Genomic DNA, 17,303 nt, shown 5'->3' with positions numbered 1-17,303 from the left:
CAGAGTTATAGCGACGTAAGTCACAGTCTGGCGTCGGACCGGTTTCCGGGGTGACAACCGCGCCACAGACCCCCAGCATGGTGGGGTTGGTCAACCAATCGGAGCTTGTCAACCACCGATACGGCTAGTTTCCACACCGGACGGACGGCGAAGCTCGGGCGTCCTGCCGTAGCCCTTGAACACGGCGAGTTACTAAGTTCTCAGACTGCGTCGATCTTCGGGGATAGACTCCTCGATCTTTGGGAGATGACAGAGTGACAGCAACCGACGCCGCACCGCAGCACGCGGAGTCGACGGGCAAACGCGGCATTCTCGCGGCCTTGAAGGGCCACGTCGACCTGTTCCTGAACGCCGGGTCGTTGATGGCAACGACGTTGCTGACGTCGCTGTTCGGCTTCGCGTACTGGTGGGTGGCGGCCCGACTGGCGCCGATCGAGGCGGTCGGCCAGGCCTCCGCCGCAGTGGCGGCGATGACCCTGGTGGGCACCATCGGCATGTTCGGCATGGGCACCATGCTGATCGCCGAGTTGCCGTCGATCAGCCGCGGCAAGTGGGACCTCATTTCCACCTGTCTGCTGACCGCGGGCACCGCGGCGACCGTCGGTGGCCTGGTCTACGTCGCGCTCGCCCACCTGTGGATCCCGAGCCTGCAGGACGCGCTCGGCGGCTACGCCGCGACCGTTCTGCTGGTCGTCGGCATCGCGCTGAACGCCATGACCCTGGTCCTCGACGAGGCGATGGTCGGCCTGCTGCAGGGCCCGCTCCAGCTGATGCGCAACGCCTGGTTCTCGGTGATCAAGCTGGTGCTGCTCGCCCTGGTGGCGCTGCTGCCGGGCGCGCTGACCGGCGGCGGGATCCTGCTGACCTGGGTGGCCGGCATCGTGGCGTCGACGGTGATCCTGCACCGGACGCTCCGCAAGCGCGGCATGATCGACTCGCTGCGACCGCGGGCCGGCCTGCTGCGCGGCCGCGGCAAGAAGACGTTCGACCACAACCTGCTGAACCTGGCGACCTACCTGCCCCGGGCGGCGCTGCCGCTGGTGGTGACCGCGGTCCTGTCGGCCGAGGCGAACGCGGCGTTCTACACCGCGTTCATGGTGCTCTCGTTCCTGGCCATGGTCCCCGGCAACGTGGCGCTCACGCTCTTCGCGGTGACCGCCGGCGACAAGGCCGCGCTGCGCAGCAAGGTCCGTGTCGGCCTGCTGATCTGTCTCGCGATCGGCCTGCCCGCCTCGCTGGTGGTGTTCTTCCTCTCCGACTTCATCATGTCGCTGTTCGGCTCGGAGTACGCGGAGACCGCCGGCACCGCCCTGGCCATCCTGGCGCTGACCTACATCCCGTTCGTCTTCCACCACTTCTTCCTGGCCATCGCCCGGGTGCAGAACAAGCTGCGCGGCGCCGCGATCTTCGCGGTCTTCGCCGGTGTGGCGGAGCTGCTGGCCGCCTGGTGGGGCGGCAGCCAGGGTGACCTGAACGATCTGGTCACCGCGGTGCTCGTGGTCATGGTGATCGAGACGGTCCTGGTCGCGCCGATGGTTCTGAAGGTGGTCTTCGCCCCCGTCGTCGACATGTCCGCGGTAGCAGAGGGAGTTAACGTCATGTCCACCACCAGCCTCACCCTGCGCGAGCGCGCATGGCTGCCGCTGGAGTACATCCGCACGGTCGGCCCCCTCACCGGGGTCAACGCCGAGCGGGTACGCAACGCGCTGATCGGCCTGCACACCGCGGACCCGACCCATCGTGCGGTCTCCCGGCTGGACCGCAACGGTTCGAACTGGCAGCACATGGACGGGGCGTCGTTCCACCGCTACGTCCACGAGGCGGTGACCGACCTCGGCCCCGGCCCGGTCGACTTCGACGCGATGACCCGTCAGCTGCAGTCCGAGCCGCGCAGGCACCACCCGGTGCGGATCCTGGTCGGCGGCGGCTACTTCGCGCTGAAGGTGTCGCACGCGTACGGCGACGCCGGTCCGGTGAACACCCTGGTGCACGAGATCGTCCAGGCCGCGTACGAGCAGCGCTCGGCCCGCATCGCGCCCTCGAAGCGGCACCGCACCGCGCTGGTCAAGGCCTGGTGGAAGCAGTTCGGCCTGCATCCGGACCGGTGGAAGACCGGCCTGAGCTTCGCCCGCCCGCCGCACCCCGAAGAGGTGCCGATGCGGCCGTGGCAGGACAGCCTGACCGTGCGTACGGCCCGGTCGGCACGGGTGCTCGGCCAGATGCGCGCCTGGCGTGACGAGTACGCCCCCGGCGTCACCACCTCGGCCATCACGTTCGCGGCGTTCACCGCGGCGCTGATCGAGATGGGCTACCGGCCGGATCTGCGCGGCGGCACGTTCCTCGCCGACGCCCGTCGCTACCTGGACAAGGGCGTCAGCATCGACAGCAACTTCTGCCAGGGCCCGTTCCTGACGCCGCCGAGCCTCACCGACCCGATGGCGATCCACAAGACGCTGAAGGCGGAGCTGGCCACCGGCCGGATCCTGACGATGATGCTGCTGCGCGAAGGCAAGATCATGCTGACCGGGGCGCCCGGCATGCCGGACCCGTACCCCACCGAGGTTCCGATCGAGCCGCAGCCGCGGCTGACCTTCAGCAATCAGGGCCGGCACGACATGCTCGGCGACCTGCCGTGGGCGGTGGCCCCGGAGGGCCGGGTCAACCAGAGTGTGCCGACCCTGAACGGCCCGGAGGGCATCACGCTCACCACCAGCGAGATGAACGGTGTTCTGCACCTGGAGGCGACGTTCCACGCCACCACCTACGACCCGGCGCTGATCGCCCGTGCCCTGGACGTGGTCTGTTACGACCCGGCCGGGCTCATCATGGCGCACCGCTGATCAGCCGGCGCCCGGCCGGACTGCCCCCCGGCCGGCCGGGCGCCCACTCCCCGGCTTTCTTTACTGTGTAAACAATTGCACCCGGTTTGATATTCATAATGTGACGCGTGGCCGGCAGGAAGCCGGCCACGCGTCGTTATGCGGTGCTTGAAACGTCAGCCCTGGTTACCGGGTCAGCCCTGGCCAGCACCAGTGTTGTTGTGCTGGCCAGGACTGCCCTGCCCGGAGCCGCTGTGACCCCCGCCCGGGCCACTGTTCTGCCCCGGACCGCCCGAACCGCCATGCCCCGGACCGCCGGGACCGCCCTGGTTGGGCCCACCGGTGTGGCTGTGCCCGGGGCCGCCCGGACCGCCGTTGCCACCCGGCCAGGTGTTCTTCCGCAGCACCGGCAGCGACAGCACTGCCGTGCGCGTCATGGTGCGCGACCGCCACCCGCACTCGTCGTACGAGATGGTCGCCCACAGCTTCGCCACCCCGGCCCGCTGGCCGTACGGGGTGACCCGAACCCGCGTGTAGTCAGTGCGTCCCGGCCGCAGCGTGTCGCCGCGGGACAGCGTCGCCGAGCGACGGAAGCCCGGGTAGTCGACCCGTGCCCGGTCGCCGCGGACGCGGACCTCGACGTCACAGATCCGCCGGTCGGTACGCCAGTGGATGTTGACCCAGTTGCTGGTTTCCGCGCGGACCGGCTGGAGCCAGTTGGAAACCGGCTGCGGTCCGCGGGGAGCTGCTGCGGCGGGAGCTGCTGTCGACACCGCCGCGAAGCCTGCGGCCGCGGTGGCCATGGCAACGAACGCTCCGATTCGCCGACTGCTGTTCTGCATTTGAATCCTCCCGTGCCTCTTCTGTCCGTCGCCTCGATGGGCGCCTCCGACAAAAGGGACAATATGGGAAGGGATGTCGTGTCACTGAGTTTTCTGCGGCGTTTCGGTTGAAAAACCCATTCCTGTACAAAATGTTTAGAACGCCTCAACCGAAAAGATGATGTTGACGGCCGGCGGGCGGCCAGGCGGGTCGAGTTAAGCGGCAGGAAAGCGGGTAAACGGCGAGCATGACGGAGAAGAGCGAAACTGCGCCGGAGGACCTCGGCGCGCCGGTGGCGTACCTGGTCCTGAAGGACGGCACGCCGGTGTACGACCGCTCCGGCGACAAGGTGGGCAAGGTCGAGCACGTGCTGGCCGACGAGCAGTCGGACGTCTTTCACGGCCTGCTGATCAAGACGGGCGACGGTCACCGCTTCGCCGGCGGCGATCAGGTCGACGGCCTCTTCGAGCGTGGCGTGATCGTCAGCGAGCCGGCCGACCAGCTGGCCACGCCGAGCGCCGACTCGCCGGCCGGCCTGGCCGAGAGCCGCAGCACCGGCCTGAAACGCGCCTGGGACTGGCTGATCCAGCCCAAATAACGCAGCGCGGTCCAGCCCGAGCAGCACAACGCGGTCCGGGCCGGGCAGCGCAACGCGGCCAGGCAGCGCAACGCGGCCAGGCAGCGCAACGCGGCCAGGAAGCGCAACGCCGCGCCAAGCTGACGCGACGGGCCCGGGCGAAAGCCCGGGCCCACAGTAATAACAGCGAGGTCAGTGACCCCAGCGGAGCAGGCAGGCGCCCAGCGACATGCCGCCACCGAAGCCGGCCAGCATCACCAGGTCGCCGTCACGCAGCGAGCCGTTGCGGGCCGCATCGTCCAGAGTGACCGGAAGCGACGCGCTGCCGACGTTGCCGTACCAGGGCAGGGTCAAGTGGGTGTGCGCGTTCTGGAAGCCGGCCGACTCCACCAGCTCCTGCAGCATGATGCCGTTGGCCTGGTGCGGCACGAAGTGGTCGACGTCCTCGGCCTTCAGGTTGGACCGGCGCAGCAGCGCGTCCAGCGCCGGCGGCACCGCGGTCGCCACGAAGTCGCGAACGCCCCGGCCGTTCATCCGGAAGTAGTGGTCGCCCTCGGCGACCGTCTCCGGCGAGGCCGGCAGGCGGCTACCGCCGCCCTTCACGTAGATCAGGTCGCTGGCCTCGCCCCGGGAGGCGAGATCGATGTCGATGATCCCGTACCGGTCCGGCACGGCGCCGACCACTGCGGCGCCGGCGCCGTCGCCGAAGAGCACGGACGTACGCCGGTCGCCGAAGTCGAGGATCCGGGAGTAGATGTCCGAGGCGATGACCAGCACCAGCGCGCCGGGGTTGGTGGCGACCAGGCCGTTGGCCACGTTGAGCGCGAAGACGAATCCGGCGCAGACCGCGTTGACGTCGAAGCACGCCGCCCGGGTCGCGCCGATCTTGTGCTGCACCAGGTTCGACGTGGGCGGCTGCGGCGAGTCACCGGTCGATGTGGAGACGATCACATAGTCGATCTCCGCCGCCGTGACGCCGGCCCGCTCGAGTGCCGCCCGGGCCGCGTTGGCAGCCAGGTCCGACGCCGCCTCGTCGGGGGCCGCGAAGCGGCGCTCCTCGATCAGCGTCTTGCGCGACACCCACTCCGGATCCGCGTCCGGCACCAGGGCCAGCAGGTCCACATTGGTCACGACCCGCGCCGGGAGGTAGGAACCCGTCCCGAGAATGCCGACCGCCACGCGTATCCCCCGTTGTGCTCGGAGCTTCAAGTTTCACGTTTTTCGCCTTCCGAACCCTATCGATCCACGGCAACGACGTGCGGATCGATCCACTGTCGGTTCGGTTGATAAAAGCCGGACAGTCCGGCAGGCGAGCCTCGGTCGCCTTGGCGAAAAGTGCTACTGACCGGAACGGTCCCGATACGTCCAGGAACCACCCAGGGTCGGGCGCCCGGATCCCTGCTGCTGACCCTGCGGTTGACCCTGCTGCTGAGGCTGCTGCCAGCCCTGCTGCTGGGGCTGCTGCCGGCCCTGCTGCTGGGGCTGCTGCCGGCCCTGGTTCGCCTGCGGCTGCTGACCCCACAGCTGACCCGGCTGCGGGCCGGCCGACGGCGCGGGACGCGAGTCCAGGCGCTGCGCGAGGTAGGCGGCGGCCACCCGGTCCTCCTCGGTGGGCGCGGCCATCAGCGAATAGACCATGCCGATGATGGCGAACAGCACCGCGCCGCCGATCGGGACGAGCAGACCGCTGGCGGTCGCGCCGGCCACCGCGTCGAGGTTGGGCTCGGTGAGCACCGACATGGCGAGCATGCCGGTGAAGTGCATGCCGTTGACGGCGATGCCCATGACCAGCGCCGAGATGAAGATGACGACCGGCTTGTTGACGACCAGGGTGAGCCAGAGCGCGACCGTCGCGGCGACCACGGCGATCGCGATGGAGAGGGCGACCTCCCGGCCGGCGTAGTGGATCTCGCCGTGCAGCTCCATGGCGGCCATGCCGGTGTAGTGCATCGCGGCCACGCCGAGACCGGCGAGCACGCCGCCGATCAGGATCCGGGTACGCGGAGCGGCGGAACCGAGCAGCGCGATGGCCAGACCGACACCGACGGCCACGAACGCGATCAGGGCGCTCGCCACGGTCAGGCCGACGTCGTACCGGATCGGCGTGCCCTCGACCTTGAAGCCCATCATGGCGACGAAGTGCATGCTCCAGATGCCGGTCGCACCGATGGCGACGGCAGCCAGGATCAGCCACCAGGTTCGTTCCCCACCGGACTTGGCGGACCGCAGCCGGACCGCTGAGGTGAGCCCGAGGAGGGATCCGAGCACGGACAACACGTAGCTGACCGTCGGGGTAACCCATCCGTACTCGAAGTGATGGATCTCCGCCATTTCGCGCGTTTCCTCTCGCTCGCGATTCCGCCGGGCTGCATCCTGCCCGCACCACAGCCGTGGGCGTGACTGATTGTGACGCAGCTTTCGTTACGAGAGAACGTGCAGCTGATCTCGATTTGGATCTGCGGGCGATTTTATGTCGGGAAAGACGAGCCCACTGCCATCGTTTGGGCACATAGCAGGCTTGATCCGCCCGAGCACCCCAGACAGCAACAAATCGACCCGAAGCGATACTAGCGAGCGCTAATATAACGGTGGGTTACCTGGAGTCGTGCAGCGGATCAGCCGACGCGGGAGAGCAACCCCAACGCCGGCGCACGCTGAGAGTGCAGAGTCTGCACGGTGTCCTCGGTGCAGGTGCCCGGCTTGTCGTCCATCACGCAGAGGGTCCCGACGACGTGGCCCTCGGTGGAGTTCAGCGGGACGCTGGCGTACGACCGCACCCCGCTGATCGAGAAGAGCGGCGAGGACGCGTACTCCTCGTCGGCCCGGCTGTCGCTGATCAGCACCGGAACGTCTTCGGCCACGACGATGGTGTCCGGCGACCACTCGACCGGCACCCCGCCCGCCTCCTGCACCCACTTCGGCAGCCCGTACGAGCCGGCCACCACCACGCTGTCGTTGAGCACCAGCGTGATCGCCGCCATCGGCACCCCGGTGATCCGGGTCAGTTCCTCGGCGAACCGGTCCAGCGTGGCCGCGTGCGCCGGCCGGGTCAGGAAGTCGGAGACGGCGAGCAGCCGTTCCACGTCCACCAGCTGGGTGGCCGCGTCGTGTGCCGGGTGCTCGCCGGTCTTACGGGCGGCGAGGAGTTCGTCGGCCGCCTCGACCAGGTGCTTCGGGCGTACCGGTTTGGAGATCGTGACGTCGACCAGGCCCCGTGCGGCGGCCGGCGCCGCGGCAGACAGCATGATCACCGGAGTGTTCGCGGTGGTGTCCGTGGAACGGAGCCGTTCGGCGACGTCGAGCCCGCTCATCCCCGGCATGTGGTGATCGAGAATGATCAGGTCCGGGTTCGTCTCGGTGATCGCCTCGAGTGCCTCGGCCCCGTTCGGAGCGGTGTGCACGGTGTGGCCCGCGTTGCTCAGCACAGTGGCGAGCAGCGCGGCGATGTCGGTGTCGTCCTCGGCGACCACGATCGACGCCATGGCGTGCCCTCCTCGGTCCGTCGGCCGGTCGCCCCGACCCTAACGCCGCGTGCGACCGGAGATGCCCTGAACAGCGGATACTCTGACCTTTCCGGCCCTGCCGGGACCGCCGTAGGGTAGGACGCGACTGCCTCGGCGACCTGGGAGAGCAATGCGGGAACACCTCACGAACTGGGCCGGCAACATCGTCTTCGGGGCGGAGCGGGTGCACCGCCCACGCTCCGTCGACGAGGTGCGGGACATCGTCGCGGCGGCCGGCCGGCTGCGGGTGCTCGGCTCCGGGCACTCGTTCAACCGGCTCGCCGACACCGACGGCGACCTGCTGTCACTGGCCGACCTTCCGCGCGTCGTCGAGGTCGCGCCGGATCGCGCCTCGGTCCGCGTCGACGGCGGTATCCGGTATGGCGAACTGGCCGCCCGACTGGCCGCCGAGGGCCTGGCCGTGCACAACATGGCGTCCCTGCCGCACATCTCGGTGGTCGGCGCGGTCGCCACCGCCACCCACGGTTCCGGCGTGCGCCACGGCAACCTGGCCACCACCGTCTCCGGCATCGAGATGGTCCGCGCCGACGGCGAGCTGGTCACCCTGACCCGCGCCGACGCGGACTTCCCCGGCGCCGTGGTCGGCCTCGGCGCGCTCGGCGTGGTCACCGCCCTCACCCTGGATGTGGTGCCGGCCTTCGACCTGCGGCAGTACGTCTACGACGACCTGCCCGCGGCCGCCGTGCGCGACGAGCTGGACGAGATCCTCGCCGACGGGTACAGCGTCAGCCTCTTCACCCGCTGGACCAGCCCGGACGTCGACATGGTGTGGCTGAAGCGGCTGGACCCGCTGCCGGCCGGCGACTTCCACGGCGCCCGCCCGGCCGACGGCCCCCGGCACCCGGTCCCCGGCATGCCCACCGAGAACTGCACCGAGCAGGGCGGCGTGCCCGGTCCCTGGCACACCCGGCTGCCGCACTTCCGGATGGAGTTCACCCCCAGCAGCGGCGAGGAGCTCCAGTCCGAGTGGCACGTGCCGCGCGAGCAGGCCGGCGCCGCGATCGAGGCGGTGAACCGAGTGCGTGAGCGCGTCGCCGCGGTGGTGCAGGTCTGCGAGATCCGTACGATTGCCGCCGACGACCTCTGGCTGAGCCCCAACTTTCAGCAGGACAGTCTGGCCTTGCACTTCACCTGGATCGCCGACACCGAGGCGGTGCTGCCGGTGGTCGCCGACCTCGAGGAAGCCCTGGCTCCGCTGGGCGCCCGCCCGCACTGGGGCAAGATCTTCACCACCGATCCGGCGGCGCTGCGTGACGCGTACCCCCGCTTCGCCGACTTTGCCGGCCTGGTGCGGCGCTACGACCCGGCCGGCACGTTCCGCAACGCCTGGCTCGACGAGCTGCTCGGCTAGCAGCCGCAGGCTGCGCCGGCCGGGGCGGTCAGCTCGTCCACCGGACGGGTCTGGACGCCCTGGTCGTCGCGGACCGGGAAGCCCTCCCGCACCCAGTACTCGTATCCCCCGATCATCTCCTTGACCGGGTAGCCGAGTTTGGCGAACTCCAGCGCGGCCCGGGTGGCGCCGTTGCACCCGGGCCCCCAGCAGTACGTGACCACCCGGGTGCCGGGCGGGATCACCTCGGCGGCCCGGGCGGCGATCTCACGGGTGGGCAGGTGTACGGCGTGCGGGAGCCGCCCCTGCCGCCACGACTCGGCACTGCGCGAGTCGATCACCACGACACCGGTCGTGCCGGCTTCCAGATCGGCGTGCACGTCGCTGACGTCGGTCTCGAACTCGAGGCGGGCGGCGAAGAAGGCAACAGCGGAATCAGTCATGCCCTGATCGTCGTGGCCGGAGCCATCCCGGCCCAGTGGCGCGGGAGACACCTCTCGCTAAGATTCCGCCATGCGGACGGTATCGGTGCTCGCCTACGAGGGCATGTCGGTCTTCGAGATGGGCATCGTCACCGAGGTCTTCGGGCTGCCCCGCCCCGAGTTCGACGTCCCCTGGTACGAGTTGACCATCTGCGCCGAGTCGCCCGGCCCGGTCCGGCTGGTCGGCGGCGCCACGCTGCACACCGAGCACGGCCTGGACGCGTTCGCCGCCGCCGACACGCTGATCGTGCCCGGTGTGCCGGACGTCCGCGTCGACCCGTCACCGGCCCTGGTCGAGGCTCTCCGGACCGCCCACGACCGCGGCGCCCGGATCATGTCGATCTGCTCGGGCGCGTTCGCGCTGGCCGGGGCCGGTCTGCTGGACGGCCGCCGGGCCACCACCCACTGGCGGTACGCGGAGGCCCTGCGCCGCCGCCACCCGGCGGTCGAGGTCGACGCGGAGGTGCTCTACATCGACGACGGCGCGGTGCTGACCAGCGCGGGCAGCGCCGCCGGCCTGGACCTCTGCCTGCACGTGATCCGCCGCGACCACGGCCCGACCATCGCCAACGCGGTGGCCCGCCGGCTGGTCGTGCAACCGCATCGCGACGGCGGGCAGGCGCAGTTCGTCGAGGCCCCGGTGACAGCGGATCCGGAGGACGCCCGGGTGGCCCGGAGCATGGAGTGGGCGCTGGGCAACCTCACCGAGCCGATCACGGTCGACGTGCTGGCGCAGCGGGCGCACATGTCCGCCCGTACCTATCTGCGGCATTTCGCCCGGGCCACCGGGACGACCCCGATCCGCTGGCTGATCGACCGGCGGGTGCACGCCAGCCTGGCCCTGCTGGAGTCGACCCGGACGCCGATCGAGGCGATCGCGACCGCGGTCGGGTTCGAGACCGCGGTCACCTACCGCCACCACTTCGCCCAGGCGATGAAGACATCCCCGTCGGCGTACCGCCGGGCGTTCCACACCCAGCCGGCCGGACCGTCCGGAATCCGCCGCCCTGCACGGTGACCTCGCCCTCCGGCAGCGGCACGGTCGCCGCCTCCGGCCCGTGGTTGAAGAGGAACAGCAGGTCGCCGCGCCGTACCGCCTCCACCTGCGACGGCAGCCCGGGCAGCACCGGCTCCACCCCGGCCTCGGCCGCCACCTGCCGCAGCAGCCGGGCGAGGCTGTCGTCGGTCAGGGCGGTCGAGAGGTACCAGGCCGAGCCCGCGCCGAACCGGTTGCGGGTGACGGCCGGGGCGCCCGCCAGCACCCCGGCCGTGTACCGGGCCAGCGTCTGCGCGCCGGCAGTCTCCACCCGCTCGGCCCATCGGGAAGCCCGCAGGCCGTCGTCGAGGGCGAACTCCGTCTCCGGTGGCTGGGGGTGCCACTCGACCACGCGTACCCCGAGAACCTCGCGGAAGGCGCCCGGGTAACCGCCCAACCGGATCCGGCCCGCCGGATCCGCGATGCCACTGAGATGGCCCACCACCAGGTGCCCGCCTTCCGCCACATAGTCACGGAAGGCCGCGGCCGCCTCGTCCGACACCAGGTAGAGATGCGGCACGACGATCATGCGGTAGTCGCCGAGGGCGTCGGTGGAGACGCCGGGGAAGACGAAGTCGGTCTCCAGTTTGGACCGGAACAGCGCGCGATGGGCCTGCCGGACCGCGGCCAGGTAGTCGATGTCGGCGGACGGCCGGCCGCCGCCCTGCAACGCCCACCAGGAGGGCGCGTCCCAGGTCACCGCGATCCGCGCCGTGCGCGGCGCCGCATCGGCAACCTGCGGAGACAGGCTTTTGAGGGTACGCCCGAGGCCCACCGCCTCACGGAAGACCGGACTGTCCGGACCCGCATGCGGAACCAGCGCCGAGTGGAACAGCTCGGCCCCGCCGCGCGGCTGCCGCCACTGGAAGTACATCGCCCCGTTGGAGCCACGCGCCACATAGCCGAGGCTGTGCCGGGTGAGCCGCCCCGGTTCCTTGGCGTGCATCCGCCCGCGCGTGTAGATCAGGTTCGGCGCGGTCTCCATCAGCAGCCACGACCCGCCACCCCAGCCGCGGGCCAGGTCACCGGCGAACGCGGTCTCCTCCTCGGCGCCCGGCCCGGCGTCGTCCGGGTAGTGGTCGACCGCGACGAGATCGACCTCGGCGGCCCAGCGCGCGTGGTCCACGCTCACCCAGCCGCCCTGCACGAAGTTGGTGGTGATCGGCACGTCCGGGTTGGCGGCGCGCAGCAGGTCGCGCTGCTCGACATAGCCGCTGAGCAGCTCGTCGGAGAGGAACCGGCGGAAGTCCAGCACGTGCGCCGGATTCGGCAGGTACTGCGTGGCGCGCGGCGGCAGGATCTGCGCCCAGTCCGAGTACCGCTGGCTCCAGAACGCCGTGGTCCACACCTCGTTGAGGGTGTCCAGGTCGCCGTGCTGCTTCTGCAACCAGGTCCGGAACGCCGCGGCGGTGGCGTCGCAGCGGCAGTCGGTCCCGTACTCGTTGTGCACGTGCCACATCGCCAGCGCCGGGTGGCCGGCATAGCGTTCGGCCAGCCTGGCGGCGATGGTGCGGGCGGCGGCCCGGTACTCCGGGGCGGAGACGCAATACGTGTCGCGGCTACCGTGCGTGAGCCGCACCCCGTCGGCGGTCACCGGCATGGCCTGCGGATGGGCCAGGGTGAACCAGGGCGGCGGTGACGCGGTCGGGGTGGCCAGGGCGACCTTGATGCCGCCGTCGTGCAGGCGGTCCAGCACCCGGTCGAGCCAGCCGAACTCGTACCGCCCCGGCTCGGGCTCGAGGTTCGACCAGGCGAACACCCCGACCGTGGCGATGGTGACGCCGGCCTGCCGCATCAGCGCGACGTCCTCGTCCCACACCTCCTCCGGCCACTGCTCGGGGTTGTAGTCGCCGCCGAAGTGAAGCATCGCACCGCCTTGACTTTAGTTTAATCTCTAAACAAAGTAGGAGCCGTGCAGAGCCAAGTCAATCCGTCCTTCCGTGACGCCACCAGGACCGAGGACTGGGAGCACGCGCTGATCAGCGGCAACGGCCGGCAGGGCGCGCTCTGCTACGGCTCGCCCACCGCGCTGCGCTTCACGCTCGCCCACGAGGACCTCTTCCAGCCGGTCACCGAGCCGCTCCCGGCGCCGGCCACCGCCGCGGCGCTGCCGCGACTGCGCGAACTCCTCGACACCGGGCGCTTCAGCGACGCGGCTCAGGCTGTCTGCGACCTCGCGGTGCAAGAGCATCCGGGGTACGCCGAAACGCGCTGGATCGATCCGCTGATCGGAGCCGCCACGATCGTCGTCACGCCGGACTCCCCCGGCGACGGCTACCAGCGCGGCACCGACTTCGCGACCGGTGTGGTCCGCCAGGAGTGGGCCGGGGTGACCTGCGACGCCTTCGTCTCCCGGGCCGCGGACGCGCTCGTCGTGCGGCTCACCGGCAGCGATGCGACGGTTTCGGTCGGGCCGATCGACGGGGTGCCGGAACGGCCGATCGAATATGCGGTGGACAGCCTGGTCCTCACTGGACGGTTTGCCGGGCCGCGCTGGGCGGGGGCACTCGAGGGCTGGACCGTGGCGGTGCGCTTACGGCGTACCCCGCAATCGGTGTTGATCGTGGCTCGCACCGTGCCCGGCCTGCGCACTCCCGCGGCCGCCCTCGCCGAACTGCCGGAAGGCAGCTTCGAAACGCTCCTGGAAGAGCACGCCGTGCGGCATCGCGACCTCTTCGAACGGGTGTCGCTGGACCTCGGCGGGCGGCGTGAGCAGCAGCTCTTCGACGCCGGCCGATACGCGATCATCAGCAGCACCGGCACCCGCCCGCCGACCCTGCAGGGCGTCTGGAGCGGCACCTACTCGCCGCCGTGGCGCAGCGGCTGGACCATCGACGGCAACCTGCAGGCCGCGCTGCTCGCCGTGCACTCCACCGGCACGCCGGAGCTGATGCCGCCGCTCTTCGACCTGCTCGACAGCCTGCGCGACGACTTCCGGGAGAACGCCCGGCGCCTCTACGGCCTGCCCGGCCTCTACGCGCCGGCGCACCTCGGCACACACGGCCGGCAGAACCACTTCGGCCCGATCTGGTGCCTGACCTTCTGGACCGCCGGGGCCGCCTGGCTCGGCCGCCTCTACCTGGACCACTGGCAGCACACCGGCGACCGGGAATTCCTCGCCTCGCGGGCGCTGCCGTTCCTGCGGGAAGTCGCCTCGTTCCACCTGGCGTTCGCGGAGATCGTCGACGGGCGGGCCCGGTTCAGCCCGTCCTACTCCCCGGAAAACGACCCGGGCGGCGACCGGGACCAGGCCACGGTGGACGCCACAATGGACGTACAGGTCGTATCCGACCTGCTGCGCAACCTCCTCGCCGTCACCGACATCCTGGATTTCCGCGACCCCGACGAGCCGCGGTGGCGGGAGTTGCTGGCGGCCCTGCCCGCGTACCGGATCAACGACGCCGGCGAGCTGGCCGAATGGATCGATCCGCGCTTCCCGGACCACCATCAGCACCGGCACAGCAGCCACCTCTACCCCTTCCTCTACGCCGGCGACCCGGCCGTCGAAGCAGACCCGGCGCTGCGCGCCGCCGCGGTGCGCGCCGTGCGGTCCCGGTTGCGGTGGTGGCTGAGCGGGGCGTCCGACGAGATGGGGTACGGGCTCGCGCTGCTCGGCGTCGCGGCAGCACATCTCGGTCTGGCCGAGGAGGCGTACGCGGCCCTGCAACGAATCGCCGACGCCTACTGGCGGCCCAACCTGGTGCCCACCCACAACCGCGACCACATGTTCAACGTGGACCTGGCCGGCGGCCTCCCCGCCCTGATCGTGGCCATGCTGCTGGGCAGCGGCGACACCGGCCCGGACGGCGTCGCCCGGCTCCGCCTGCTGCCCGCGCTGCCGGCCGCCTGGCCCACCGGGCGGGTCCGCGGTCTGGTCGCCCGCGGGCCGGTCACCGTGGACCTGTCCTGGTCGCCCGGTCGCTTCGAGGCCGTCCTGCTTTCTCCTGTTGACCGGGAGGTGGAGCTGGCCCACCCCCGCGGCATGACCTCGCTGCGACTGACCGCTGGACGGCCCTTCCCGGTTTGCGGATGACTCCTAGGTTGCATGCACGCCTATCGGTGAGAGGTCGCGAGGCCGGCGCGGACAGCCTCCGGGGCCGACACGCTGCGCGGCGGCAGCGGACGAGACCTCCTTCACGGCGACTCCGGCGACGACTCCCTGTGGACCCAGCCCGCCGGTTCCCCGGGGTGCCCGGCGAACTCGCCGACGGAGGCAGCGGCACCGGCTCCTGCCGCATCCCCACCGGCACACGAGTCAGCTGCGAATCCCGCTGACCAGCCCACCCGGCGGTTCGCCACCCGCCCGGCTCAACCGGCTTACCTGCGTAGCCGACGGCCGGCCATCCCCCAGTGTCACCAACCCTTGGTTGATCTTGTATTCCCAGCACGGTCGGCCGCCGTTCGATCAAGGATTGCGCCCCAACCTCATGATCAACGGGCCGGAGTGGCAGTGGTGGCGATCCAGCTGGCTCTCACGGCTGCTTGCGGAACGCTGGAACAGCCGCGACAGCCAGCCGCGAAGATCCAGCTGGCTCTCACGGCTGCTTGCGGGGCACTGAAACAGCCGCGACAGCCAGCCACGAAGATCCACATGACACTCGACGCGCGTTGATCTTGGCGGGTGGGAGAGCGTTCGTTTGGCGACCTTTCAGCCGCCAAGATCGACTTAAGCTGAGCGGGATTGCGCCATCCCCAGCCGTCGCCCACGCCCCTAATCCGCCGTCCTGGTTACGTGCGTGAGTGGCGGCTCGCAGCCCCGAGCCGCCACTGAAGCATCGAATACAGTCCCGGTTAGGGCTCGTCGAAGAACAAGCCGTTGCTTGGCGGATTTCGATGCGTTGATCTGTTATGGCGGTATCGGAGGAGGAACGGGGCAGGCTGGCAGCGAAGTTTGAGGTGATCTTGCCGCATCTGGACGAGCGGCAACGCCGGTTGCTGCTGGGTGCTGAGGCTCGGGTGCTGGGGCATGGCGGGATCCGGGCGGTAGCGCGAGCTGCCGGGGTCCGGGAGGGCACGGTGGCTGCGGGCGTCGATGAGTTGGAGGCCGGGGTGGCGCCGCTGGGCCGGGTCCGCCGTGCCGGTGGCGGCCGGAAGCCGGTGACCGAACATGATCCCGCTCTGATGCCGGCGTTGTTGGGGCTGGTCGAGCCGGACGAGCGGGGGGACCCGATGTCGCCGCTGCGATGGACGACGAAGTCGTTGCGCCACCTTGCGCAGGAACTGGCCGGGCGGGGTCATAAGGCCGGGCCGGACACGATCGCTGCTCTGCTGCACGGTGAGGGATTCAGCCTTCAGGGCAATGCCAAGACTCTGGAAGGCAGACGCCATCCCGACCGCGACGCCCAGTTCGGCTACATCAACGAGCAGGTCAAGGATTATCTGTCCAGCGGTGACCCGGTCGTCAGCGTCGATACGAAGAAGAAGGAACTCGTCGGCGCGTTCGCGAACAAGGGCCGCGAGTGGCGGCCTGCCGGTGAGCCGGCCGTAGTCCGCACCCACGACTTCGCCGATCCGCAGCTGGGACAGGTGATCCCCTACGGGGTCTACGACCTGGCCGCCGACACCGGCTGGGTCGCCGTCGGCACCGACCACAACACCGCCGCGTTCGCCGTCGCCACTCTGCGCCGCTGGTGGGACGGCTACGGCCGTGACCGCTACCCGAACGCCGGACGGCTCTTGATCACCGCGGACGCCGGCGGATCCAACGGCTACCGCACTCGCGCCTGGAAAACGGATCTGGCCGCTCTCGCCGCCGAAATCGGGCTACCGATCACCGTCTGCCACTTCCCGCCCGGCACCAGTAAATGGAACCGTATCGAGCATCGCTTGTTCGCCCACATCTCGATGAACTGGCGGGCACGACCCCTGACCAGCCACGAGACCATCGTCCACACGATCGCCGCGACCACCACCAGCAGCGGGCTGCGCGTGCACGCCGAACTCGACACCGGCCACTACCCGACCGGCGTCGTCATCACCGACGAGCAGATGAGCACCCTGGCCATCGACCGTCACGACTGGCACGGCGACTGGAACTACACCCTGCGCCCCGACCCGGCCACACCCGCCGGCGAACCCGCGACAGCCCTACCACCGCTGCATCACCTGGCCGCGCTGGTGCACCCGGCCATCACCGGCATGCCCGACAGCGCATGGAACGACCTGATCAACCGGCTCACCGTTCCCCATCAAGCCCAACACGAAGCGTTCCTGCACAACCTGCGCGGCCACGCCCGGCCCGCGGCGGCGGCCGCAAGATCCGCGTCACCCTCAGCCACCAACTACTGGCCACCTTGCTCCACGACCGCTACCAACTGCCCCGCAAGGTCATCGCCGATCTGTTCGGCGTCGCCGGCACCACCATCAACGTCGCCATCCGCAACACCCGCACCCTGCTCACCCAAATCCAGCACCCCATCGAACCCAGCAACATCCGCCTCACCAACCACACCGACCTCGCCGCTCACACCCGCGCCGCCGGATTCACCGCACCCGCCTTGATCAAAACAGCGAGTTAAAAATCGACGAGCCCTTACATGCCTGAGCGACGGCTCACCACCCCCAGCCGCCACTGAGGCATCAAATACGGCCCCGGTTACATGCCTGAGCGGCGGCTCACCACCCCCCAGCCGCCACTCAAGCACCGAACACGACCCCGGTTACGTGCCTGAGCGGCGGCTCACCACCCCCAGCCGCCACTCAAGCACCGAACA

11 protein-coding genes and 2 pseudogenes are annotated in these 17,303 nt (G+C 70.1%); 7 read left to right on the top strand and 6 right to left on the bottom strand.

Translation table 11 applies throughout. The annotated features are described in order from the left end of the window. Window positions 1-254: 254 nt before the first annotated feature. Window positions 255-2,840, top strand: a complete 2,586-nt coding sequence (locus tag OHA21_RS45265) for a lipopolysaccharide biosynthesis protein (RefSeq protein ID WP_328466073.1) — start codon at window positions 255-257, stop codon at window positions 2,838-2,840. Between the two features lie 173 nt (window positions 2,841-3,013). Here OHA21_RS45265 and OHA21_RS45260 read toward each other — a convergent pair whose 3' ends face one another. Beyond that, on the bottom strand, window positions 3,014-3,661 hold the full coding sequence (locus OHA21_RS45260) for a hypothetical protein (protein WP_328466071.1): 648 nt from the start codon (window positions 3,659-3,661) through the stop codon (window positions 3,014-3,016). Window positions 3,662-3,888: 227 nt separating this feature from the next. Between OHA21_RS45260 and OHA21_RS45255 the strand changes: the two genes are divergently transcribed. After that, window positions 3,889-4,239: a PRC-barrel domain-containing protein gene (locus OHA21_RS45255; protein ID WP_328466069.1), complete on the top strand. Its 351-nt coding sequence runs from the start codon at window positions 3,889-3,891 to the stop codon at window positions 4,237-4,239. A 171-nt stretch (window positions 4,240-4,410) separates the two neighbouring features. Here the strand turns inward: OHA21_RS45255 and OHA21_RS45250 are convergent, their stop codons facing one another. The 3 genes from OHA21_RS45250 to OHA21_RS45240 all read right to left on the bottom strand — a co-directional run bounded on the left by OHA21_RS45250 (window position 4,411) and on the right by OHA21_RS45240 (window position 7,700). Beyond that, window positions 4,411-5,397, bottom strand: a complete 987-nt coding sequence (locus tag OHA21_RS45250; RefSeq protein WP_328466067.1) for a 3-oxoacyl-ACP synthase III family protein — start codon at window positions 5,395-5,397, stop codon at window positions 4,411-4,413. Window positions 5,398-5,556: 159 nt separating this feature from the next. After that, window positions 5,557-6,549, bottom strand: a complete 993-nt coding sequence (locus OHA21_RS45245; RefSeq protein ID WP_328466065.1) for an MHYT domain-containing protein — start codon at window positions 6,547-6,549, stop codon at window positions 5,557-5,559. Window positions 6,550-6,833: 284 nt separating this feature from the next. Next, on the bottom strand, window positions 6,834-7,700 hold the full coding sequence (locus tag OHA21_RS45240; RefSeq protein WP_328466062.1) for a response regulator: 867 nt from the start codon (window positions 7,698-7,700) through the stop codon (window positions 6,834-6,836). 151 nt (window positions 7,701-7,851) lie between these two features. Here OHA21_RS45240 and OHA21_RS45235 point away from each other — a divergent pair, with 151 nt between their 5' ends. Beyond that, complete coding sequence (locus OHA21_RS45235) at window positions 7,852-9,093, top strand: FAD-binding protein (protein WP_328466060.1); 1,242 nt, start codon at window positions 7,852-7,854, stop codon at window positions 9,091-9,093. On the opposite strand, the gene OHA21_RS45230 is transcribed toward OHA21_RS45235, so the two are convergent. After that, window positions 9,090-9,515 (bottom strand): rhodanese-like domain-containing protein, encoded by a 426-nt coding sequence (locus tag OHA21_RS45230; protein ID WP_328466058.1) that lies wholly within the window; start codon window positions 9,513-9,515, stop codon window positions 9,090-9,092. The genes OHA21_RS45235 and OHA21_RS45230 overlap by 4 nt on opposite strands. A 70-nt stretch (window positions 9,516-9,585) precedes the next feature. Here OHA21_RS45230 and ftrA point away from each other — a divergent pair, with 70 nt between their 5' ends. Next, the gene (gene ftrA / locus OHA21_RS45225; protein WP_328466056.1) at window positions 9,586-10,572 is read left to right on the top strand and encodes a transcriptional regulator FtrA; all 987 of its coding nucleotides are present in this window, start codon (window positions 9,586-9,588) and stop codon (window positions 10,570-10,572) included. Here ftrA and OHA21_RS45220 read toward each other — a convergent pair. Next, window positions 10,460-12,457, bottom strand: a complete 1,998-nt coding sequence (locus OHA21_RS45220; RefSeq protein WP_328466054.1) for a beta-galactosidase — start codon at window positions 12,455-12,457, stop codon at window positions 10,460-10,462. The two genes, ftrA and OHA21_RS45220, sit on opposite strands and share 113 nt — an antisense overlap. Before the next feature lie 45 nt (window positions 12,458-12,502). Between OHA21_RS45220 and OHA21_RS45215 the strand changes: the two genes are divergently transcribed. The 3 genes and pseudogenes from OHA21_RS45215 (at window position 12,503) to OHA21_RS45210 (ending at window position 17,108) form a co-directional block, all read left to right on the top strand. After that, window positions 12,503-14,623 (top strand): glycosyl hydrolase family 95 catalytic domain-containing protein, encoded by a 2,121-nt coding sequence (locus OHA21_RS45215; RefSeq protein WP_328466052.1) that lies wholly within the window; start codon window positions 12,503-12,505, stop codon window positions 14,621-14,623. Between the two features lie 66 nt (window positions 14,624-14,689). Further along, window positions 14,690-15,202: pseudogene (locus OHA21_RS52860) on the top strand (hypothetical protein); the annotation flags it as partial. A gap of 236 nt (window positions 15,203-15,438) precedes the next feature. Beyond that, window positions 15,439-17,108 (top strand): annotated as a pseudogene (locus tag OHA21_RS45210) (ISAzo13 family transposase). The last annotated feature ends 195 nt before the right edge of the window (window positions 17,109-17,303 follow it).

Source organism: Actinoplanes sp. NBC_00393 (genome assembly GCF_036053395.1).
Classification (GTDB): domain Bacteria; phylum Actinomycetota; class Actinomycetes; order Mycobacteriales; family Micromonosporaceae; genus Actinoplanes.
Note: the sequence above shows the minus strand (reverse complement) of the source record. Positions and strands in the feature narration are given on the sequence as shown.